Source organism: Oerskovia sp. USHLN155 (assembly GCF_037145535.1).
GTDB classification, from domain to species: domain Bacteria; phylum Actinomycetota; class Actinomycetes; order Actinomycetales; family Cellulomonadaceae; genus Oerskovia; species Oerskovia rustica.
Window position 1 is genome coordinate 99720 of the sequence record NZ_JBBCXG010000012.1, and the last position, 22087, is coordinate 121806.

The 22087-nt window shown below is 72.0% G+C and carries 20 protein-coding genes; 4 read left to right on the forward strand and 16 right to left on the reverse strand.

The genetic code is table 11. The features are described 5' to 3' along the window. Positions 1 to 83: 83 nt before the first annotated feature. The 3 genes from WFH32_RS16990 to WFH32_RS17000 form a co-directional block, all read right to left on the reverse strand. A complete protein-coding gene (locus WFH32_RS16990; RefSeq protein WP_191796033.1) occupies positions 84 to 1274 on the reverse strand; it encodes a sensor histidine kinase in 1191 nt (396 codons plus the stop codon). Between the two features lie 137 nt (positions 1275 to 1411). Further along, complete coding sequence (locus tag WFH32_RS16995; protein ID WP_369800645.1) at positions 1412 to 1609, reverse strand: YbdD/YjiX family protein; 198 nt, start codon at positions 1607 to 1609, stop codon at positions 1412 to 1414. 10 nt (positions 1610 to 1619) lie between these two features. Further along, a complete protein-coding gene (locus tag WFH32_RS17000; RefSeq protein WP_336708493.1) occupies positions 1620 to 3905 on the reverse strand; it encodes a carbon starvation CstA family protein in 2286 nt (761 codons plus the stop codon). 225 nt (positions 3906 to 4130) lie between these two features. Here WFH32_RS17000 and WFH32_RS17005 point away from each other — a divergent pair, with 225 nt between their 5' ends. Beyond that, a complete protein-coding gene (locus tag WFH32_RS17005; RefSeq protein ID WP_336708494.1) occupies positions 4131 to 5750 on the forward strand; it encodes an ABC-F family ATP-binding cassette domain-containing protein in 1620 nt (539 codons plus the stop codon). A 1-nt stretch (position 5751) separates the two neighbouring features. Here the strand turns inward: WFH32_RS17005 and WFH32_RS17010 are convergent, their stop codons facing one another. Further along, positions 5752 to 6636, reverse strand: coding sequence for a glycosyltransferase family 2 protein (locus WFH32_RS17010; protein ID WP_336708495.1), 885 nt, complete (start codon positions 6634 to 6636; stop codon positions 5752 to 5754). Positions 6637 to 6661: 25 nt separating this feature from the next. Here WFH32_RS17010 and WFH32_RS17015 point away from each other — a divergent pair, with 25 nt between their 5' ends. Next, positions 6662 to 6916, forward strand: coding sequence for a hypothetical protein (locus WFH32_RS17015; protein WP_336708496.1), 255 nt, complete (start codon positions 6662 to 6664; stop codon positions 6914 to 6916). A gap of 214 nt (positions 6917 to 7130) precedes the next feature. Here WFH32_RS17015 and WFH32_RS17020 read toward each other — a convergent pair whose 3' ends face one another. Next, complete coding sequence (locus WFH32_RS17020; protein ID WP_191796038.1) at positions 7131 to 7682, reverse strand: hypothetical protein; 552 nt, start codon at positions 7680 to 7682, stop codon at positions 7131 to 7133. A 246-nt stretch (positions 7683 to 7928) separates the two neighbouring features. Between WFH32_RS17020 and WFH32_RS17025 the strand changes: the two genes are divergently transcribed. After that, on the forward strand, positions 7929 to 8852 hold the full coding sequence (locus WFH32_RS17025) for a ketopantoate reductase family protein (RefSeq protein WP_336708497.1): 924 nt from the start codon (positions 7929 to 7931) through the stop codon (positions 8850 to 8852). A 62-nt stretch (positions 8853 to 8914) separates the two neighbouring features. Here WFH32_RS17025 and WFH32_RS17030 read toward each other — a convergent pair whose 3' ends face one another. The 8 genes from WFH32_RS17030 to WFH32_RS17065 form a co-directional block, all read right to left on the reverse strand. Further along, positions 8915 to 9352 (reverse strand): hypothetical protein, encoded by a 438-nt coding sequence (locus tag WFH32_RS17030; protein ID WP_336708499.1) that lies wholly within the window; start codon positions 9350 to 9352, stop codon positions 8915 to 8917. 5 nt (positions 9353 to 9357) lie between these two features. Then, a complete protein-coding gene (locus tag WFH32_RS17035) occupies positions 9358 to 9612 on the reverse strand; it encodes a MoaD/ThiS family protein (protein WP_336708501.1) in 255 nt (84 codons plus the stop codon). Between the two features lie 46 nt (positions 9613 to 9658). Further along, the gene (gene moaA, locus WFH32_RS17040) at positions 9659 to 10687 is read right to left on the reverse strand and encodes a GTP 3',8-cyclase MoaA (protein WP_336708551.1); all 1029 of its coding nucleotides are present in this window, start codon (positions 10685 to 10687) and stop codon (positions 9659 to 9661) included. A gap of 119 nt (positions 10688 to 10806) precedes the next feature. Next, positions 10807 to 11259 carry a molybdenum cofactor biosynthesis protein MoaE gene (locus WFH32_RS17045; RefSeq protein ID WP_318244073.1) on the reverse strand — a complete coding sequence of 151 codons (453 nt, stop codon included), beginning with the start codon at positions 11257 to 11259 and terminating at the stop codon, positions 10807 to 10809. After that, entirely contained in the window at positions 11256 to 11963 is a 708-nt protein-coding gene (narI, locus tag WFH32_RS17050) for a respiratory nitrate reductase subunit gamma (RefSeq protein WP_336708503.1), read from the reverse strand. Before narI ends, WFH32_RS17045 begins: the two co-directional genes overlap by 4 nt. Positions 11964 to 11966: 3 nt before the next feature. Continuing rightward, positions 11967 to 12725, reverse strand: a complete 759-nt coding sequence (gene narJ, locus WFH32_RS17055) for a nitrate reductase molybdenum cofactor assembly chaperone (RefSeq protein ID WP_336708504.1) — start codon at positions 12723 to 12725, stop codon at positions 11967 to 11969. After that, a complete protein-coding gene (gene narH, locus WFH32_RS17060) occupies positions 12722 to 14248 on the reverse strand; it encodes a nitrate reductase subunit beta (RefSeq protein ID WP_191796044.1) in 1527 nt (508 codons plus the stop codon). The genes narJ and narH overlap by 4 nt, the downstream gene beginning before the upstream one ends. Before the next feature lies 1 nt (position 14249). Further along, positions 14250 to 18017, reverse strand: a complete 3768-nt coding sequence (locus tag WFH32_RS17065) for a nitrate reductase subunit alpha (protein ID WP_336708506.1) — start codon at positions 18015 to 18017, stop codon at positions 14250 to 14252. Positions 18018 to 18067: 50 nt separating this feature from the next. Here WFH32_RS17065 and WFH32_RS17070 point away from each other — a divergent pair, with 50 nt between their 5' ends. Next, positions 18068 to 18976 carry a helix-turn-helix transcriptional regulator gene (locus WFH32_RS17070; RefSeq protein WP_336708507.1) on the forward strand — a complete coding sequence of 303 codons (909 nt, stop codon included), beginning with the start codon at positions 18068 to 18070 and terminating at the stop codon, positions 18974 to 18976. A gap of 47 nt (positions 18977 to 19023) precedes the next feature. Here WFH32_RS17070 and WFH32_RS17075 read toward each other — a convergent pair whose 3' ends face one another. The 3 genes from WFH32_RS17075 to WFH32_RS17085 form a co-directional block, all read right to left on the reverse strand. Then, positions 19024 to 20328 carry an MFS transporter gene (locus WFH32_RS17075; RefSeq protein WP_318244252.1) on the reverse strand — a complete coding sequence of 435 codons (1305 nt, stop codon included), beginning with the start codon at positions 20326 to 20328 and terminating at the stop codon, positions 19024 to 19026. 426 nt (positions 20329 to 20754) lie between these two features. Then, positions 20755 to 21213 carry a hypothetical protein gene (locus WFH32_RS17080; protein WP_336708508.1) on the reverse strand — a complete coding sequence of 153 codons (459 nt, stop codon included), beginning with the start codon at positions 21211 to 21213 and terminating at the stop codon, positions 20755 to 20757. Beyond that, positions 21210 to 22064: a TrmH family RNA methyltransferase gene (locus WFH32_RS17085; protein WP_442946353.1), complete on the reverse strand. Its 855-nt coding sequence runs from the start codon at positions 22062 to 22064 to the stop codon at positions 21210 to 21212. The genes WFH32_RS17080 and WFH32_RS17085 overlap by 4 nt, the downstream gene beginning before the upstream one ends. Positions 22065 to 22087: the final 23 nt, after the last annotated feature.

The following is a 22087-nucleotide window of genomic DNA, read 5'->3' on the forward strand; positions in this document are numbered from 1 at the left end:
GTCGACGCCGGGACGCGGGTCGACCGCCCTCCCTGGGGAGGCGGCGGGGCCGGCGGTCGCTGCGGGGTGGGGGAGGTGGTCGGTCACGGCCTGCTCACCTCGGTCTCGTGCTGGGGCTGGGACTTCGGGACGCGCATCCGCACGAGGGTACCCGCGCCCTCGTTCGTCTCGATCTCGAGCGCGTGCTGGTCGCCGTAGAGCTGGCGCACGCGCGTGTCGACGTTGCGCAGCCCGACGTTCGTCGCGCGCGACCCCGTCGCGAGCAGGGTCCGCAGCGTCTCGGGAGACATCCCGACGCCGTCGTCCTCGACCGTGATCTCGGTCTGGGTGCCCTCGTCGCGCGCGCTGATGACGATCCGCCCACCCCCCTCGCGCGGCTCGAGGCCGTGCCGGACGGCGTTCTCGACGAGCGGCTGGACGCTGAGGAACGGGATGACGGTCGACAGGGACTCGGGCGCGATCTGGAGCGTTACGGTCAGCCGGTCGCCGAACCGCGCGCGCTCGAGCTCGACGTACGAGTGGATGCTGCCCAGCTCGTCGGCGAGCGTCGTGAAGTCGCCACGGCCCCGGAAGGAGTAGCGCGTGAAGTCCGCGAAGTCGAGCACGAGGTCGCGCGCCCGCTCGGGGTCGGTGCTGATGAAGGACGCGATCGCACCGAGCGAGTTGTAGATGAAGTGCGGGCTGATCTGGGCGCGCAGGGCACGCAGCTCGGCCTGCGCGAGCGCGGTGCGCGAGGCCTCGAGCTCGCCCAGCTCGAGCTGCGCCGAGCACCACTGCGCGACCTCGCCCGTGGCCCGCACGAGCGGCGGGCGCACCCGCGTCGCGAACGCGACGACGGCCCCGGCCACGACACCGCCCGCGAGCACGGGCGCCCCCACGGCCTCCGGGACGCCCGACGACGGCTCGGCGCCCGCGTAGACCTGTCGCCTCCCGGTCTCGATCGTCCGGGCGCCGACGCGCTGCGCCTCGGCCCGGAGGGCGGTCGGGCCGTCGAGAGCCACGACGCCGTCGGCCGTCACGACCGCGAGCGCCTCGCAGCCGAGCAGGGTGCGCAGGTGGCGGGCCGCGCGTCCGACGTCGTCGCCCTCGAGACCGTCCCGCAGGTGCTTGGCGGCGCGCGAGGCGAGGTGGAGCGTGCTGAACGTCGCGCGCTCGGAGTCGCTGCCGAGCTCGCGCGTGCCACGTGCCAGCCGCCACGCGAGGACCAGCGCGGCGGTGAGCAGGACGCCGACGACCAGGCCGACGACGGCCCCGGTGAACACGGGTCCGGACATGTCGCGATCCTATTCCGGAGAGATGACGCCGAGGGTGACGTACCTGACGCCGAGGGTGACGCGCTGGCGTGCCGAGGGTGACGGGATGCCGCCGACGGTGTCACCCTCGGCGGGCGGAGGCGTCACCCTCGGCGGGGTCAGCAGCAGCGGGCGCCCGGGTTGCGGTCCTGGTCGTCCATGCGCTGGCGCCAGAACTGGCGCTCGGTCAGGACGGGGACGTCGGGCCCGTGCGCTGCGCGGCGGTGCTCCACGTACACCCGGTACGCGTCGTCGCCCATGAGCTGACGGACGTACCAGGCCGCACCTCTTGCCGCGCGGGCGAGCGCGTCGCGCACGGGCCCCACGTCAGTGCCCCGAGCCCGAGGAGACGGGCTGCTTCTCGGGCGGGAGCTGGGCCCACTCGGCCTCGATCTCCTTCTCGGTCGCTGTGGTGAGGAGGCCCGCAGGCGCGAACCGGCGCGAGGCCACGGGCTCGTCCTCGTGGTTCTCCCCCCCGCCCGCACGCAGCGCCTTCACGGTCGTCACGAGGGCCGCGACCATCACGACGATCGCGAGGACCACGAAGATGATCGACAGCATGCCCTGGACGAACGTGTTGCGCACGACCGCCTCCATGGCCTCGACCGAGGTCGCGGTGCCGAACGAGGTCTCCCCCGCGGCCAGCGCCTCCTTGAACGCGTTGTGGTTGGCCCAGTAGCCGACGGCGGGGACGGGCGAGAAGATCTTCTCGAACGACGCCGTGATCGTCACGACCGCGGTGAAGGCCAGCGGCAGGGCCACGATCCACAGCCAGCGGAAGAAGGAGCGTCCACGCTTGGCGACGATCGCGAGCACGACCGCGAGCGCGATGGCCGCGAGGAGCTGGTTGGCGATGCCGAACAGCGGGAAGAACGTGTTGATCCCGCCGAGGGGGTCGGTGACGCCGAGATAGAGGATGCTCCCCCACCCGGCGACCATGACCAGGGTGCAGAACCACACCCCGGGCCGCCAGGTCACGTCCCGGAACCTGGGCGCGACGTTGCCGAGCGAGTCCTGGAGCATGAAGCGCGCGACGCGCGTCCCGGCGTCGACGGCCGTGAGGATGAACAGCGCCTCGAACATGATCGCGAAGTGGTACCAGAAGCCCATCATCGCGGCGCCGCCGAAGAGCTGCTGCATGATGTGCGCGAGGCCCAGGGCCAGGGTCGGCGCACCACCGGTGCGCGAGACGATCGACTCCTCGCCGACAGCCGCTGCGGTCGAGGACAGCATGTCGGGCGTGAGGTTCACGCCGGCCAGGCCGAGCGAGTTGACGAACGCGACCGCACCCTCGATGGTCCCGCCGGTCGCGGCGGCCGAGGCGTTCATCGCGAAGTAGATGCCGCGGTCGAGCGAGATCGCGGCGACGAGCGCCATGATCGCGACGAACGACTCCATGAGCATGCCGCCGTACCCGATGAAGCGCGTCTGGCGCTCCTTCTCGAGCAGCTTGGGCGTGGTGCCCGACGCGATGAGGGCGTGGAAGCCGGACAGTGCGCCGCACGCGATCGTGACGAACAGGAACGGGAAGAGCGAGCCGGAGAACACCGGCCCGGTCTCGCCGCTCGCGAACTCGCTGACCGCGGGCACCGAGATCTCGGGGCGCACGATCACGATCGCGCCCGCGAGCATCACGATGACGCCGACCTTCATGAACGTCGACAGGTAGTCGCGCGGGGCGAGGAGCAGCCACACGGGCAGGACGGCCGCGACGAAGCCGTAGATGATGATGCCGATGGCAATGGTCGTGCGGTCGAGGTGGAACAGGTCCGCGCCCCACGGGGTGTTCGCGACCCAGCCGCCGCCGACGATCGCGGCCATGAGCAGCACGAAGCCGATGATCGAGACCTCGGTGATGCGCCCGGGACGCAGGTAGCGCAGGTAGACGCCCATGAAGAGGGCGATCGGGATGGTCATCGCGACGCTGAAGACGCCCCAGGGGCTCTCGCCCAGGGAGTTCACGACGACGAGCGCGAGGATCGCGACGATGATCAGCATGATGAGCAGGGACGCGACGATCGCGGCCGTACCGCCGATGCGGCCGAGCTCCTGGCGGGCCATCTGCCCGATCGTGCGGCCGCCGCGACGCATCGAGAAGAACAGGACGACGTAGTCCTGCACGGCACCCGCGAAGATGACGCCGACGATGATCCAGACCGTGCCGGGCAGGTAGCCCATCTGGGCGGCCAGGACCGGTCCGACGAGCGGGCCGGCGCCCGCGATCGCGGCGAAGTGGTGCCCGAACAGCACGCGGCGGTCGGTCGGGACGTAGTCCTTGCCGTCCGAGCGCACCTCGGCGGGGGTCGCGCGGCGGTCGTCAGGGCGCGTGATGTATCGCTCGATGACCTTGGAGTAGAAGCGGTATCCGATGAGGTAGCTGCAGACCGCGGCGAACACGAACCAGATCGCGTTGACGGTCTCGCCGCGCACCAGCGCGAGCATGACCCAGGCCACGCCGCCGAGCAGGGCGATGCCCGTCCAGAGCACGACCTTCTGCCAGGTCCAGCGGGGTGCGAGGGCGGCCTCCGGGACCGCGGTGGGCGGGAGCGTCGGATCGGGCGAGCGCCCGTCGTCCGAGGCGGTCTCCGCCGTCGATCGGGTGTCTGTCGTCATCGGTTCTCTCTCCCAAGGTCGCGTCGTTGCGTCCGACCGGGAAAGGCTAGGGACGACGACGGGCCGTGATCCAGGTCACGTCGACGGACGGTCGAGGTGTGCGACGAGCGGTAGGCGACGTGCGACGAACGGTCGTCGAACGGCGGTCGGCAACGGTCCGGACGGGCGGCCCGCGTAGTGTTCGGGGTCGTGCCGACGTCCGGCACGGTGCCCGAGAGGACCCCTGTGAGCCTGATCCGCCTGAACGCCGTGAGCATGCAGTTCGACGACAAGGTCGTGCTGCGCGACGCCTTCCTCAAGCTCCGCGAGGGTGAGCGCGTCGGGCTCGTGGGCCGCAACGGCACGGGCAAGACGACGTTCCTCGAGCTCATCCTGGGCCGCAAGGAGCCCACGTCGGGGACGGTCGACGTCAACCTCGGCGTGAGCATCGGGTACTTCTCGCAGTTCTCCGAGCTCGCGGGGCACCGCAGCGCGGCCGAGGAGCTCAGCGAGCTGTTCGCCGACGTCCACTCGACGCAGGCGCGCCTCGACGCGATCGGCGAGCGACTCGCCGAGCCGGACCTCATGGACGACGGCGGTGCTGTCGACGGCGATGACGAGATGACCAGGCTTCTCACCGAGCAGGCCGACCTGTTCGAGCGCATGGACGCGCTCGACGGATGGTCGTACGAGAACACGATCGACACGGTCCTCACGCGCCTGGGGTTCGACGCCGAACGTCGCGCGCTCCCGGTCGACCAGCTCTCGGGCGGCTGGCGCAACCGTGCGGCGCTCGCCCGGATCCTGGTGCAGCGCCCCGACGTGCTGCTGCTCGACGAGCCCACGAACTTCCTCGACCTCGACGGGGTGCGCTGGATCGAGAACTGGCTCCAGACCTACCCGGGCGCGGTGCTCGTGGTCTCGCACGACCGCCAGTTCCTCGACGGTGCGGTCAACCGGATCGTCGAGATCGAGAACCGTCGCCTGCACGAGTACGAGGGCGGCTACTCCGACTACGTGCACGCCAAGCAGTCGCGCCTCAAGACGATCGAGCGCCAGTTCGCGCACGAGGAGGAGCTGCTCGCGTACGAGGTCGAGGCCAGCGACGCCCGCAAGCAGGCCGCGAAGGACAAGAGCCGTGGCCTCAAGCGCAAGCTCGCCGACATCAAGAAGCGTCAGGCGCCACGCCCGGTCGACCAGATCATCACGACGATCTACGCGGACCTGCACGTGAGCGAGCGCCTGGTCGAGGTCGAGGGGCTCACGAAGGGCTTCGGCGGCGACCCGCTGTTCAGCGACCTCACGTTCTCGCTCCACCGCGGTGACCGCGTGGCCGTCGTCGGCGCGAACGGGTCCGGCAAGTCGACGCTCCTCGACGTGCTCACGGAGGTCACGCCGCCCGACGCCGGGCAGATCATCTGGAAGAAGAACTCGACGTTCGTCTCGTACAACCAGGTCGTGGCCGACCTCGACCTGGACGACACGGTCGCGCACGCGGTGAGCGCCGCCCCCGGGACCCTCGCGTACTCGGCGACCAAGAAGAACGTCAACCGCTTCCTGACGATGCTCCAGTTCTCCGAGATGGAGCTCAAGCAGAAGATCGGCACGCTCTCGGGCGGGCAGCGTGCCCGCGTCGCGATCGCGCAGTGCCTGCTGTCGGGTGCCTCGGTGATCGTGCTCGACGAGCCGACGAACCACCTCGACCTCACGAGCGCGCAGGTCATGGAGCGCGCGCTCGCGCACTTCCCGGGTGCCGTGGTCGTCGTGAGCCACGACCGCTACTTCATCGACAAGGTCGCCGACCGTCTGCTGACGTTCGACGGCGCGGGCGGCGTCGTCGAGACGGCCGCGAGCGGCGCGCTCTGACTCAGGGCTGCAGGACCGGCCCGACCGCCCGAGCCCTCTCCGCCCGGGCGGTCGCGATCCGTACGACCGCGGCCATGCCGCCGTCGCCGTAGGTGGCGTCCTCGACCGGGACCTCCGGGTGGTCGAGGACCAGTCGCTCCCAGGTGTCGAGCCGCGCGGTCGACGCCGCCTCCTTAGCCAGGAGCACCGCGCGCAGGTGCTCCTCGAACAGCGGGCGGTGCCGGTCGACCAGGTGACCGTAGAGCTCGAGCCGCTTGTCCATGCTCCGCACGTTGGCCGAGGTCGGCGACGTGCGGTACTCGATCAGCGGTTCGGGCACGATCTCGATCCGCCCACCCGCCGAGAGCAGCGAGAGGAAGAAGTCCCAGTCCTCGAACCCGGCGCGCATGCGCTCGTCGTAGCCTCCGGCCGCGAGCCAGCGGTCGCGGCGCAGCATCACGGTGGCCGGCGAGGCGTTGCGGTGGAGGAAGTCGACGGCCGCTCCCCCGGCCGGGCGGGCGACCGCGTGGGCGACGCCGTGCATGCGCAGCCAGGACGAGGACCCGACGACGTCGGGGTCCTCCTCGAGGAGCGCCGCGGTCCGCGCCACGAAAGTCTCGGCGAGGCGGTCGTCGCCGTCCAGGACGACCGCGAGCTCGGTCGTCAGCCGCGACAACCCGGCGTTGCGCGCCGCGCTCACGCCCGCGTTCTCCTGGCGCAGGACGCGCACCGCCTCGTGACCGGCGAGCGCGTCGAGGACCGCGAGGGACCGGGCGTCCGTCGACCCGTCGTCGACCACGACGACCTCGTCGGGTGCGCGCGTCTGCCGCAGCACCGACTCGACGGCCTCACGCACCAGGTCTCCCTGGTCGAACCCGGTCACGACCACGCCCACGGTTGCTCGCACGCAAAGATGCTAGCGACCTCGCGGGATGCGACGTCCCGGCACGCACGTGACGGTGCACTGTCGGCTCGTGGGCGACGCCTGGACCCGAGCCACGGGGCGTGACGACGAGGACTACTACGAGGCGCGGGAGACCGCCGCGCCACCCGCCGCGGAACCGGACACCGACGGCGGTGGGACGCCGGTCGGTGCCTCGACCCGCCCGGCCGGTGAGAGCTGGGACTTCGACGACGAGGACGAGAACCGCCGTCGGCTCCCCCGGCTCGCGGCGCTCTTCTCCTGACCAGCGCTCCCCCGGCACCGCCGCCGTCCGGTCGGCGGTGCCATGCACGAGACCTGGCCGCCCTGGCGAGACCGGTTCCGTTCGAGATCGGGCTCGTTGTCGCCTCAGCCGCTCCGGAAGCGACAACCAGCCCGATCTCGCGGGAGCGGTGATCCGGCAGCCAACCGTGCTTCGACCACCCCCGCAGGTCCGGGCTCGTCCCCGCGAGACCTCGTCAGTCGTCCTCGGACGCCGGGACCAGGCCTCCGAGGGCCGCCGCGGCGGCGCCCAGGACGAGTCCCACACGCAGGTGCGGGGCACGCACCCCGCGGGCGCGCATGCGCTCGCCCCAGCGGTACGCCCCCTTCTCGCCGACGACGGCGAACGCCGTCGTGGCCCCGAGGACGGCGGCGGCCCCGACGACGATCGCGACCTTCCCGCCCGGGGTGATCTCGACCGGCGTGAGGGAGTGCAGCGTGTTGTCCGGGGCGTCGTCGGACGCCTGCTCCCAGAGCGCCGTCGTGCCTGCGGCGGCGTCGGTGCCCTCGGTGTCCCGCAGGGCGTCGCGGACCTTGCGGACGCCGTCGATCGCCTGACGGCCCTCGCCGGTCCGGAGGAGCACCACAGCGCCGGCGACCCCGCAGGCCGTCTTGAGGAGCGCCCGGGTCCCGCGCCGTTCGACGAGGTCGGGCACGGTGTACCAGGCCGCCGTCATGAGCCCGTAGACCGCACCGGCGCGTGCGTCGAACGTCCATGGGCGGGTGGTCTCGGTCTGCTGCACCGGCATCGCTTCGTCCCTGCTGTGCGTCGTGCGCACGCTCGTTCGTCCCGGACATCCACCGGCCTGCTTCGCCGGTGCCGTGCTCACGGGCTGTCGTGAATCACCAACGAGGCACCTGTCCGGTTCGTTCCACCCTCTGCCCACCGCCCGAGGCGCACCACGCGCCGGCCCCCAAGGCCCCGTGACCACCCTCACGGTCGCGGGACGCACGTCCGTGTCCGACACCGGCCTCACGTGTGGTCTCCTGGGGCGATGAGCGACTGGACGACGAAGACCACGACGGTGCACGGCAGCATGCGGGAGGTCGCCGTGCTCGGCGCCGGCGGGGTCGGCGGCCTCGTCGGGGCGCTGCTCGCCCGCGCCGGTGACGCGGCGGTGACGTTCGTGGCGCGTGACGAGACGGCGGCCTCCCTGCGCGAACACGGACTGCACGTCCGCAGCGGGCAGCTCGGTGACGTCGAGGTCGCCGCCCGGGCGACGGCGCAGCTCACCGAACCGGTCGACGTGCTGCTCGTCGCGGTCAAGGCGACCGGACTGACGGACGCCCTCGACCGCGTCGCCCCCGAGGCGCTCGCGGGCGCGGTCGTCGTGCCGCTGCTCAACGGCGTCGAGCACCTGGACGTGCTGCGCAGCCGGTACGGCTCCGAGCGGGTCGTCCCTGCGGTGATCCGGGTCGAGGCGACGCGCGTCGCGCCGGGAGAGATCGTGCACGGCAGCCCGTTCGTGGAGATCGATCTCGCCCCGGGCGACGCACCGGCGGACGCGGTCGACACCGTGCGCGACCTCCTCGCGCGCGCCGGGGTCACGGTACGGGTGCGGCCCGACGAGGCCGCGCTCGTGTGGGCCAAGCTGTCTTTCCTGGCGCCGCTGGCCCTGCTCACGACACGCCACCGCGCGACGATCGGCGAGGTGCGCACGGCCCACCGGGACGAGCTCGAGGCTCTGGTCGCCGAGGTCGCGGCGGTCGCGACGGCGTCGGGCGCCCCGTCGGACCCCGCCGCGTCGTTGGCCCTCTACGACCGGTTCCCCGCCGGCGCCCGTTCCTCGATGGAGCGCGACGCCGAGGCGGGCCGACCGCTCGAGGTCGACGCGATCGGTGGCGCCGTCGCACGTGCCGCCGCTCGCCACGGCGTCGCGGCGCCGCGCACGGTCCGGCTCGTCGCCGAGCTCTCCTGACACGGTCCCGGACGGCGCGGTCCCGCACGCTGACGCGCAGGACGGCGCCCGCGCCGCACGCGCTACCAGTCGGCGGGCACGACCCAGTGCCGGGGTGCTCTCTCGTGCTCCAGGAGCCTGCGCTGGGCACGGTGGCAGTGCTGTGCACGCTGCTCGGCGGTCAGACCGTCGAGCCAGGCGACGTACCGCCGTTCGAGGCTACGGAACCGCGCTCGACCGAGTGCGAACACGGTGATCGAGACCAGCCAGTGGGCCGCGAGCATGGCCGCGAGCAGCAGCGCGGCCACGGGCAGCGAGACGACCGGGTGTGCCTGCAGCCCGCACCACAGGACGACGATGACGGCGCCGAGCTGGCTCACGCTCGCGGCGAGCAGCCACCCGCTGGTCAGTGGCCCGTGCAGTCCGGCCCGGTGCCGGCACGGGACGAGGGTCGACTCGTGCGCGTCCAGGGGCGGGTAGATCTCTGGCACGTCGACCGCGCTCGCCGAGGACCTCGCCATGTCGCTCACCCGCCGGCGAAGGGTGGGAGGACGTCGATCGTCACCGGACCGGCGACGGCGGCGGCCGCCGCCTCGGGGCGCAGCGCGCGGCCGTCCTGGAGGTACGAGCAGACGACCTGCACGCGTCGCATCGGCTCGCCGTGCCGACGCGCGCTGACGCGGAGCGCGGCGGCCGGGCTCTCGGTCTCGATCACCTCCTCGTCGAGGCCGTTCGCCGCGGCGCGGGCCGCGGCGTAGTAGCGCAGGGTGATGGCGGGCATCTCGTCACTCCTTGTCGTACGGGGTCGGTGCGGTCTCGGGTGGGAGCTATCCCCCGATCGCGGACATGCCGCGCTCGGGCTGGCGGAAGCCGGCGCTGCCGATGGCGTGCCCGGCGGCCTTGGTGCGGACCGCGAGGCCGAGCGCTGCCGCGATCCGGTCGTCGTCGGCTCCTGCACGCAGGAGCGTCCGTAGGTCGGTCTCCTCGCGCGCGAACAGGCAGCTGCGGAGCTGGCCGTCGGACGTGAGGCGGATCCGGTCGCACGCGCCGCAGAAGGGGCGCGTCACGGACGCCACGATCCCGACGACCGCGTCGGTGCCGTCGACCGTCCACCGCTCGGCCGGGGCCGCGCCGCGCGCCGGCACGGGGACCAGCTCGAACGACCGGTCGAGCGACGCGAGCACCTCGTCGGCCGTGACCATGCCCTCGCGGGTCCAGCTCCGGCCCGCGTCGAGCGGCATCTGCTCGATGAACCGCAGCTCGTAGCCGCGGTCGAGCGCGAACCGCAGCAGGTCGACCGTCTCGTCGTCGTTGACGCCCCGCACGAGGACGGCGTTGAGCTTGGTTCCGGTGAACCCTGCCCGGTCGGCGGCCGCGAGCCCGTCGAGCGCCTGGTCCAGGCGGTCGCGCCGCGTCAGCTGCGCGTACCGGTCGCGCCGCAGGGTGTCGAGCGACATGTTGAGCCGGCTCAGCCCCGCGGCGCGCAGCGGGCCTGCGAGCGCCGGCAGCCGCAGCCCGTTGGTGGTCATCGACACCTCGGGGGCGCCGGGGAGCGCGGCCAGGCCCGCCACGATCTCGACGATGTCGGGGCGCAGCAGCGGTTCGCCGCCCGTGAGGCGGATCTCCTCGATGCCGTGCCGGACCGCGACGGCCGCGACGCGGGTCGTCTCGGCGACCGTGAGCAGCTCGTCGGAGGGCAGCCAGGGCATCCCCTCGGCCGGCATGCAGTAGGTGCACCGCAGGGAGCAGCGGTCGGTCAGGGAGATGCGCAGGTCGCGGTGGCGCCGTCCGAACCGGTCGACGAGGCCGGGGGCGTCCCGTCGGTCCGTGCCCGACGGCGTCGCGCGCCGAGGCACCTGATCTCCCGACGGCGTCGCCCGCCCCGGGTCCGCGCGACCGGACGCGACGTGCTCGGCGGGGGCGGCGCCGTCGGGCAGGAGATCCCCGACCGTGCGCTCGACCGTGGGCGCGATGCTCACAGCGCCCCGACCCACTCGTGCGTGCCGTCGGCGAAGACCTGGCGCTTCCACACGGGCAGTGCCGCCTTGACCTCCTCGACCAGGTCGCCGCACGCCGCGAAGGCCTGGGCGCGGTGCGCCGAGGACACGGCAGCGACGAGCGCGACGTCGCCGATCGCCAGGTCGCCCACGCGGTGGGACACCGCGACCCGGACGGCGCCCGAGCGGGCGGCGACCCGTGCCGCGATCTCGCCCAGGACGCGGTCCGCGTCGGGGTGCGCCTCGTACGTGAGCGCGGCGACGGACCGGCCGCCGTCGTGGTCGCGCACGACGCCCGCAAAGGTCACGACGGCACCGGCGTGGGCCGAGGCCACCGCGCGCTCGTGCGCGGCCACGTCGAGGACGGACTCCCCCACGCCTGTGAGGACGACGCGTGCGAGCATGGCGACGTCGGCTCGGTCCGCGCTCATGCCCTCACCTTGCCCCGCCCGGCCGTCGCGGAGCGCTGCCGGTAGACCACGTACGGTCGGGCCAGGTACGCCACGGGCACCGACCAGACGTGCACGAGCCGCGTGAAGGGCCAGATCGCGAGGAGCAGGCACGCGAGCACCGCGTGCCAGCCGTAGACCGCGGGCGCCGAGGAGATGAGCGACGGGTCGGGCTGCAGGACGAAGAGCTGGCGGAACCAGACCGAGACGGTCCCCCGGTACTCGTAGCCCGAGCCGAACACGTTGATCGCCACGGTCTGCCACATGCCGACCCCGATCTCGACCGTGAGCAGGAGGTACAGGACCCGGTCCATGGGGGTCGTGACGACGCGGATGCGGTCGGAGACGTAGAACCGGCGCAGCAGCAGGATCACGAGGCCCGCGCACAGCAGCACGCCCGCGACCGTCCCGGCTGCGACCGCGACCACGTGGTACGTGTGGTCGGAGATCCCGAGGGCCTGCGTCCACGACGTCGGGATCAGGAGCCCCGCGGCGTGGCCGAGGATCGCGAACAGCGCCCCGAAGTGGAACAGGGGCGAGCCCCACGCGAGCCACCGCTTCTCGAGCACCTGGCTCGTGCGGGTCGTCCAGCCGAACTGGTCGCTGCGGTACCTCCAGACGTGCCCGACGACGAAGATCGCGAGGCAGACGTACGGCAGCACCACGAAGAGGAGGGTGTCCCACATGTGTCAGCGTCCTTCCGGGGCGCAGGTGAATTCCGGGGGGCCGAAGGGCGCGCCGGGCGTGTCCGTCCAGCTCGCTCCCCCGTAGGGCATCGAGGCGATCTCGAGCCCCGCGTCGTCGGTGGGCGGTCCGGTGAGCGCGAGCTGGTCGACCTCGCCGCGCTGGCGCTCGGACACGGGCCCCAGGAGGTCGCTCACGGCCTCGAGGATCTCGCGGTAGTGCGAGCCGCGGTCGGCGAGCGAGCGGCGGATGAGCTCGATCCCGCCCCGGTGGGTCCGCAGCGGTGCCTCGCCCGCCCCGGTCCCGGCGCGCGAGGCGAACTCGAGCACCATGGGCAGGTAGTCGGGCAGCTCGGCGTCGTCGGGCGCGAACCCGCACGCGCGGTAGCGCTGCTTGAGCGCGAGGAGCGCCATGCCGCGCTGGCGCGTGTCGCCGTGCAGGTAGTAGCTGAGGAACAGCGACGACTTGCGGCGCAGGTCGAACGTCTCGACGTAGTGGGCCCGCGCGGCGCGCGGCTCCGTCCGCGCGTGCTGGTCCCAGAACGCGCGCAGGTGCGCAGCCGGGGCCGACTCGGGCAGGGCCGCGACGGCCGCGCCGAGCTCGTCGGCGTCGGCATACCAGGCGTCGTCGGGGTAGGCGAGCAGGATGCTGGCCAGGGCCAGCACGTCGGCCCGGGCGGGGACCTCGACGAGGTCCCTGCGCCGCGAGCGCCGCAGGAGCGGGACGAACGCGCGCCTGCCCGACGGCGGAGCCTGGGTCGTCATGACGGCCTCCGGACCTGCAGGGGGACGGAGACCGGCCCACCGCGCGTGGAGGCCGCGCTCATGCCGGGCCCGCCCGGGTTGTCGAGCGAGCAGCCCGAGGCCCACGACGCCATCTCGGCCGCGTCCTCCTTGTGCGCCGCGGGGATGACGTAGCGGTCCTCCATCTTGGCGATGGCCAGGAGCCGGTAGAGCTCCTCGACGTCCTCGGCCGAGTACCCGACCTGGTCGAGCAGGTCCTGGTCGACCTCCCCGGTCAGCGTGCGCCGCCGCATGTGGCTGCGCATGGCCGCGAGCTTCATGAGGACCCCCGCGACGACGTCGACGTCCCCGGCCGAGAAGAGGCTCGCGAGGTACTCGAGCGGGATGCGCAGCGAGGCGATGGTGTGGAACACGTCGTCGGCGTCGGCGTCGTCCTTGCCGAGCTCGGTCGTGACGTCCAGGACGGGCGAGAGCGGTGGCACGTACCAGACCATGGGCATGGTCCGGTACTCGGGGTGCAGCGGCAGGGCGACCTTGAACTTCTGGACGAGCTGCCAGATCGGCGATCGCTGGGCCGCGCCGATCCAGTCCTCGGCGATCCCGGCTGCCCGGGCCGCCGCGACGACCTCGGGGTCGGTGGGGTCGAGGAAGACCGAGCGCTGGGCGTCGAGCAGGTCCTTCGGGTCCTGGACGGACGCCGCGGCCTCGACCGCGTCGGCGTCGTAGAGCACGAGGCCGATGTACCGCAGGCGGCCCACGCACGTCTCGGCGCACACGGTCGGCTGCCCCGCCTCGATGCGCGGGAAGCAGAACGTGCACTTCTCGGCCTTGCCCGTCTGGTGGTTGACGTAGACCTTCTTGTACGGGCAGGCCGAGACGCACATGCGCCACCCGCGGCACGCGTCCTGGTCGACGAGCACGATCCCGTCCTCGACGCGCTTGTACATGGCCGACGACGGGCAGGCCGAGACGCACGCGGGGTTCAGGCAGTGCTCGCAGATCCGGGGCAGGTGGAACATGAACGTCTGCTCGAACGAGAGCTGGACCTTGTCGACCATCGACGCGAGGTTGGGGTCCTTCGACGCGATCTGCGGCGAGCCGCCCAGGTCGTCGTCCCAGTTGGGACCCCACGTGATCTTCATGTCCTTGCCCGTGATCGCGCTCTTGGGGCGTGCGACCGGGATCTGCGGCGAGTTCGCCGGCGCGGAGATCAGCTGGTCGAAGTCGTACGTCGCGGGCTCGTAGTAGTCGTCGAGCCCCGGGAGGTCAGGGTTCGCGAAGATCGACGCGAGGCGGCGCAGCCGCCCGCCCGAGCGGAGCCGGAGCCGTCCCTTGCGGTCGAGCTCCCAGCCGCCGTGCCAGCGGTCCTGGTCCTCGTACCCGCGCGGGTACCCCGTCCCGGGCTTGGTCTCGACGTTGTTGAACCACACGTACTCGACGCCGTCGCGGTTCGTCCACGTCTGCTTGCACGTCACCGAGCACGTGTGGCACCCGATGCACTTGTCGAGGTTCATGACCATCGCCACCTGCGACATGACCCGCATCTCAGTACTCCACTTCCTGGTTGCGCCGACGGATGACCGTGTACTCGTCGCGCTGGTTGCCGGTCGGCCCGTAGTAGTTGAAGGCGTAGGTGAGCTGGCCGTACCCGCCCAGGAGGTGCGTGGGCTTCATCATGATCATCGTCAGCGCGTTGTGGATGCCCCCTCGCTTGCCCGACGCCTCGGCCTTGGGCACGTCGATGTTGCGGTCCTTCGAGTGGTACATGTAGACCGTGCCCGTGGGCATGCGGTGCGAGACCACGGCCCGGGCCACGACCACGCCGTTGCGGTTGACCGCCTCGATCCAGTCGTTGTCCGCGATGCCCGCGGTCTGCGCGTCCTCCTCGGAGATCCAGATCGTGGGGCCCCCGCGCGAGAGCGCGAGCATGTACGGGTTGTCCTGGAACTGCGAGTGCATCGACCACTTGGAGTGCGGCGTCAGGTAGCGCACCGTGACCTCGGTCGAGCCCGGCTCGCTGAAGCCCTGGTGACCGAAGTGGCGCGCCATGTCGAGCGGCGGCCGGTAGACCGGGAGCTGCTCGCCGAGCTCGGTCATCCAGTCGTGGTCGACGAAGAAGTGCTGACGCCCCGTGAGCGTGTGCCACGGCTTGAGCCGCTCGACGTTGACCACGAAGGGCGAGTACCGCCGCCCGCCCTGCTCCGAGCCGGACCACTCGTAGCTCGTGAAGACGTTCTGCGGCCCGGTCAGGGTCTGCGCGAACGTGACCTGACGGTCGTGGTTCTCCTCCGCGAGGTCCGCGAGCGGCTTGCCGACGCGCTTCTCGAGGGCCTTGAAACCCGCGACCGAGACCGCGCCGTTGGTCGTGCCCGACAGCGCGAGGATGGCCTCGCACATGTGCGCCGCGGTCTCGAGCGACGGGCGGCCCTTCGCGACGCCGTCCTTGCGCACGCCGTTGGCCTTCGCGAGGAACTCGACGGCCTGCTCGGGCACGACCGTGACGCCCTTGGTCGTGGTCCCGACCTTCGAGATCAGCGGCCCGACGGCGCGCATCTTCTCGGCGATCTGCGTGTAGTCACGCTCGATCACCACGAGCCGGGGCATGGTCACGCCCGGGACGGGCTCGCACTCGCCCTTGCGCCAGTCGAGGACGACGCCGCCCGGCTGGGCCATCTCGTCCGGGGTGTCGTGCGTGAGCGGCGCCGCGATGACGTCGGTGCGGGTGCCCAGGTGGGTCTTGGCGAGCTCGGAGACCTTGTCCGCGAGGCCCAGGAACGCGTCGTAGTCGGTCCTGGCCTGCCACGGTGGTGCGATCGCCGCATTGAGCGCGTGCACGAACGGGTGCATGTCCGTGGTCGAGATGTCCTGCTTCTCGTACCAGGTCGCCGCGGGCAGGACCACGTCGGCGAACAGCGACGTCGAGGTCATGCGGAAGTCGATGTTGGTCAGCAGGTCGAGCTTGCCCTCGGGGGCCTCGTCGCGCCAGACGACCTCCTCGGGGCGCCGCTCGGGCGGGGTCTCGTGCGCGCGCAGCGACGAGTCCGCGCCGAGCAGGTGCTTGATGAAGTACTCGTTGCCCTTGGCCGAGTTGCCGATGAGGTTCGCGCGCCAGACCGTCAGGACGCGCGGGAAGTTCTGCGGGTCGTCGGGGTCCTCGACCGCGAACCTGAGGTTCCCGCTGCGCAGCTCGGAGACCACGTGGTCGGCGACCGGCACGCCCGCGGCCGCGGCCTCGTCGCACAGGTCGAGCGGGTTGCGGTCGAACCCGGGGTGCGACGGCGTCCAGCCCATGCGGGCCGCCTGGGTCAGGCAGTCCATCATGCTGCGGTCCTTGAGGGTGCCCGGACCGGTCGGCGACGCGAGCTCGTCCGCACCGAAGCCCTCGTAGCGCCACTGGTCCGTCGCGGTGTACCAGAACGCCGTGCCGGCCATGTGGCGCGTGGGGCGCTGCCAGTCGAGCGCGAAGCCCATGTGCTGCTGCCCCGTCACGGGGCGCGCCTTCTCCTGCCCGACGTAGTGCGCCCACCCACCGCCGTTGACGCCCTGGCACCCGGTCAGCGTCAGGAGCGCGATGAACGTCCGGTAGATGGTGTCGGCGTGGTACCAGTGGTTGGTGCCCGCGCCCATGATGATCATCGACCTGCCCTTGCTCACCTCGGCGTTGCGCGTGAACTCGCGCGCGATCCGGGTGCACTGCTCGGCCGGGACCCCGGTCAGGGCCTCCTGCCAGGCGGGCGTCCCGGGCGACGTCACGTCGTCGTAGCCCGTGGGCCACGTGCCGGGCAGCCCCTCGCGGCCCACGCCGTACTGCGCCATGAGCAGGTCGAACACCGTCGTCACGAGGCGGTCGCCCACGCGGATCGCCGGGACGCCGCGCAGGACCGAGGAGCCGCCCTCGGTCTCCCCCACGTCGAAGCGCGGCAGCTCGACGACGACCCCCTGCGCCTCGGCTCCCGCGTGCGTCAGGCCCAGCAGGCTCAGCGCCGGGTCGTGGTCCTCGAGGTCGAGGTTCCAGCGCCCCACGCCGTCCTCGGTCCAGCGGTCGGCGAGCGTGCCGTTCGGCACCGTGAGCGCGTCCGCGGCCGCGTCGAGGAAGACCGGGCGGAACTCGGGGCGCTGCCCCGTCGCCCCCGCGACGGGCAGCCCGTCCAGGTCGGCCGCCGTGAGGAACTTGGCGGGCCGGAAGACCGGGACGGCTCCGCCGTCGGGCGCTGTGCCCTCCGCCGTCGCACGGGCCGCCGGGGACTCGTCGAGCGTGACCAGGAACGGCGCGTCCGTGTACGTGCGCGAGTACGCCTCGAAGTACGGGACCTGGCGGTCGCGGTAGAACTCGGTGAGCAGCACGTGGCCCATGGCCTGCGCGAGCGCGCCGTCGGTGCCCGGGGCGGGCGCGAGCCAGTCGTCCGCGAACTTCACATTGTCCGCGTAGTCGGGGCTGACCGCGACGACCTTCGTCCCCTTGTAGCGGGCCTCGGCCAGGAAGTGCGCGTCGGGCGTGCGTGTCACGGGGACGTTCGAGCCCCACATCATGATGTAGCTCGAGTTCCACCAGTCGCCCGACTCCGGGACGTCGGTCTGGTCGCCCCAGATCTGCGGGCTCGCGGGCGGCAGGTCCGCGTACCAGTCGTAGAAGCTCAGCAGGGTCCCGCCGATCATCGACAGGAAGCGCGTCCCGACACCGAAGCTCGCCATCGACATCGCGGGGATCGGGGTGAACCCGACGCAGCGGTCCGGCCCGTACGCCTTGATCGTGTAGACGTGGGCCGCGGCCATGATCTCGGTCGCGAGCTCCCAGTCCGCGCGGACCAGGCCGCCCTTGCCGCGAGCGCGCTTGTAGAGCGTCGCCTTGAGCGGGCTCTCGACGACCTCGGCCCACGCGAGCACCGGGTCGCCCAGGCGGCAGCGCGCGTCGAGGTACATGTCGAGCAGGACGCCGCGCACATAGGGATATCGCACGCGCGACGGCGAGTACGTGTACCAGGAGAACGAGGCGCCGCGCGGGCAGCCGCGCGGCTCGTACTCGGGGCTGTCGAGCCCCGTCGTCGGGTAGTCCGTGCCCTGGTGCTCCCACGTGATGAGGCCGTCCTTGACGTACACGTCCCACGCGCACGAGCCCGTGCAGTTCACGCCGTGCGTCGAGCGCACGACCTTGTCGTGCGCCCACCGGTCACGGTAGAACCGGTCCCACTCCGAGGGGTCCGTCTCGATCATGGCGTGCGCCGAGTCGAACACCTCCGTCTGCGGGAAGTGGCTGCGCGTCCTGAGCAGCTTCTTCATCAGGGGCGACATCGTCGCGGGGTCGTCGATGGTCATGGCGAGTGCTCCTCGGGAACGGCGTGGGGGGCGTTCGTGCGATGGTTGTCGTGGTGAGGACGTCGGCCGGGGGCAGCCGGACGCCTCGACGTCAGTGGTCCACGAGCGGGAAGAAGTGGGGCGAGCAGGTGCCCAGGCAGCAGGTCTACGGAGGTTTCGACGGCACGACGGGTCGCAGCGACCACGGCGGCAGGCGTACGCACGTCATCCAGCTGCTGCGCGACTCCAAGGCGCCGGTGTCCGTCCAGGACATCGCCGACGAGGTCGGCATCCACCAGAACACCGCGCGCTTCCACCTGGAGTCGCTCGTCGACGCCGGGCTCGCCGAGCGCACCCAGCAGACCCGGACGACGCCCGGCCGGCCCAAGGTGCTCTACCGCGGCACCCTGCCCAACCAGACGCACGAGCGAGCCCAGGCCTACCGGCTCCTGGCCGAGGCGCTCACGACCGCTGTCGCCGCCAACGTGCCCGAGGCCGCGACCCTCACCTACACCGTGGGCCGCACGTGGGGGCAGAAGCTCGCCGACTGCCCCGCTCCGGGCGAGGTGCTCACCGAGGACGAGGTCTCGACCCTGCTCGTGTCCAAGCTCGACGCGCTGTGGTTCGCGCCGACCCCGCGCGGCGAGCCGTCCGCGCAGGTCTCCGCACCCGGCAAGGGCATGGACGCGCTCGTGCTCAACAACTGCCCGTTCGTGGCGACCGCCCGCAGCACACCGCAGGTCGTGTGCTCGCTGCACGCGGGCTTCATCAACGGCACCCTGGCCGAGCTCGGCTCGGACCTGCGCGCCACGGCCCTGGTGCCGAACTTCGGCCAGCACCACTGCGTCGCGCGGCTCGAGACCGTCGACCGGGGACGCCACGACGAGGCCGCACCGATCCCGATCGTCGTGTCCGGGGCGCCGGGGGCCGCGGGGCCCGGGGCTCTCGGCACCGCCGGCCCCGCGCCCGACGCCTGCTGAGCGTCGGGCCCGGGGGCCGGTGGTGAGCACTGCGGGCGGTCGCACGGTCAGCTCTTGGCCTCGGCGCCGGGCCGTGCGTAGAAGTGCCAGGCGATGCCCGCGCACAGCAGCGCGTAGGCGATGATCCCGCCGAACACGGCCGTCCTCGGCAGGTAGTTGAACAGCATCGAGAACAGGAACGGCCCGAACGCCGCGATCGCGGCGGTCCAGCCGATCACGCCACCCGCCTGACGGGCCGGGAAGATCATGGGCATCTGCTTGAAGGTCGCGGCGTTGCCGATCCCGCAGAAGAAGAAGATCAGGACCATCCCGGTCATGAAGATCGGGAGGCTCGGCGTCTCGCCGTCCACGACCGTGACCTGGCCGAACAGGACGAGCCCGGCCGAGGCCGCGACGCCGATCCCGGACACCACGGTCCAGACGCCGCCGCCGAAGCGGTCGCACAGCGGCCCCCAGCACATGCGGGCGAGCGAGCCGACGAGCGCACCGAGGAAGACCCACGTCAGGTACTCGGGCCCGAACTGCTGCTTGAGGAGCATGCCGAACGTGCCGGCGAGCCCGGAGAAGATCCCGAACGTCAGGACGTACTCCATGGTCATGAGCCACGTGTGCTTGTTCTGGAAGATGTCGAACTGCTGCTTGAGGTTGGCCTTGACCGGCACCGACTTGAGCAGGGTCCAGGCGAGCACGACGCCGACCACGGCGAACGGGATGAAGATGAGGCCCGGGTTCTGCAGCCAGACCTGTCGGGGCTCGGCGTTCTGCGGGTGCGCGAGCTGGCCCGCGAGGCCGAACATCCCGAACCCGATGGCCCACGGCACGACGAACTGGACGACCGAGACGCCGAAGTTCCCGATGCCGGCCTGCAGGCCCAGGGCCGTGCCCTGCTTGCTCTTGGGGAAGAAGTACGACGTCGAGGGCATGTAGCCCGAGAAGACGCCGCCGCCGAGGCCCGCGGCGAGCGCGAGCGCGACGAGCAGCGCGTACGAGGGCTGCGTCGGGAGCATCACGACCCAGGTCCAGCCGACGAACGGGATGATCATGAGGAGCGCGGACAGCGTGAGCATCTTCCGGGTCCCGAGCATGGGCGGCAGCATCATCCAGACGATGCGCAGGAGCCCGCCCGTCAGGCCGGGCATCGCGAGCAGCCAGTACGACTGGCTCTCGCTCAGGTCCCACCCGGTGACCGTGCCGAGCGTGGGGATGAGGGCGCCCGGCAGGTACCAGATGATGAACGCGAGCATGAGGTTGAACGTCGTGACCCAGAGGGTGCTCCACGCGACCTTCGAGTCCCAGCGCTGGGGGTCGTTGGGGTCCCAGTCGAGGAGGTCGCGGCGCGCGTCGGTGCTCACCTGGTGTGCTGGTCTGGGGGCTACGTCGGCTGTGACCACCGGGTGTCTCCGTCCGAGAAGTGGGGCTGGGGGCACCCACAACATATGGACGAGCTCACTCGTGCGTACCGGGACCTAGGTCCCGTCGCAGCGTCCTTGGTCCCGAACCGGGACACGGGCCGGTAAGGGCCGTTGACCTGGTGCTTTGCAGGCCGGAGGTGTTGTTGCGGATCAACTCTGGCGGGCCGCGGCCCGTGAGGCCCGCAGTGCCCGACGGCGGGCTGCGGCCCGTGCGCGGGCCACGGTCCGCGCGGGTCGTTTCGTCCGAAGAACGGGGCGCTGGTCTGGTGCGGAGCGCCGCAGCGGCGACTTTGTGCTTTCCGTCACAAAGTGCCGTCGCAGGCATCAGGGGCGGGCACCGTCAGGCGTCGGCGCATGTCATCGGGTCTATTCGAGCAGCAGGAAAGCCGCCCTCGCCACGTCCGGGTCCGCGTCCCGGCAGAGCTCCCTCACCACTGATCGCCGCTGGTCCCGCTCCTGCGCGCTCCGCGGGTAGAGCACGGCGTCGCTGAGCACGTCGAGGTGGGAGCCGTCGGCGCGAGCGAGCGCCTCCAGCACGACGCGAGTCCCGGCCGTGTCCCCGCGGGCAAGGAGCGCCTCGGCCGTCGTCGCGGTGACCCAGGTGTCCTCGGGGTCCAGCAGGAGCAGGTGCAACGTCTCGTTGACGCTCGTCAGGTCGGGCACGGTCGCCAGGGCGGCTCCGGCCGTCGCCCGCACCCGGTAGTCGGGACTGCCGACCGAGGCGAGCGCCTCAGCGACCGCCGCGGCGCGCAGTCTTGCCGTGACACCCGAGCCAGGGCCGGACTCCCCGGCCCCGTCCTGGCTCGGTCTGCGCGTCGACGTCATCGCGTCGCCCAGAACACCACCGCGGCGCTCGCTGCGACGTTGAGCGAGTCCACTCCCCCGGCCATCGGGATCTTCACGACGTGGTCGACGGCCGCAAGCGTCGAGCGGTGCAGCCCGTGCCCCTCGGTCCCGAACACGAACGCCGACTTCTCGTCCCCGCGCGCGACGTACTCGTCGAGGGTGAGCGAGTCGTCCGACAGCGCGAGCGCCGCGACGGTGAACCCGTGCTCGCGCAGCTCCTCGACGCCGCCCGGCCACGACTCGAGCCGCGTCCACGGCACCTGGAACACCGTCCCCATCGAGACCCGGACGCTGCGCCGGTACAGCGGGTCCGAGCACCGCGGTGACACGAGCACCGCGTCCACGCCGAGCCCGGCCGCCCCGCGGAAGATCGCGCCGACGTTCGTGTGGTCGACGATGTCCTCCAGCACCGCCACTCGCCGCGCACCCTGCCCGTCGCGGGCGGTCGTGAGCAGCTCGTGCACGCTCGGCAGGACCGGCCGGTGCATCGCGGACAGCGCGCCACGGTGCAGGTTGAACCCGGTGATCGACTCCAGGACGGCGGGTTCGGCGACGTACACGGGCACGGGTTCGCCCGTCCCGCCGGGCCCGTCGTCCAGCCCGACGGCGGAGATCGCCTCCTCGAGCCCGGGGAGCCACTTCTCCGCCATGAGGAAGGAGCGTGGCCGGTGCCCTGCCGCGAGCGCCCGGTGGATCACCGTGGTGCTCTCCGCGATGTACATGCCCTTCTCCGGCTCGTTCTTCGAGCGGAGCTCGACGTCCGTGAGGTTCGTGTAGTCGGCGAGGCGCGGGTCGGCGGGGTCGGTCACGTGGATGATCTGCACGCTCAGATTCTCCCGCACCCACGGAGGCG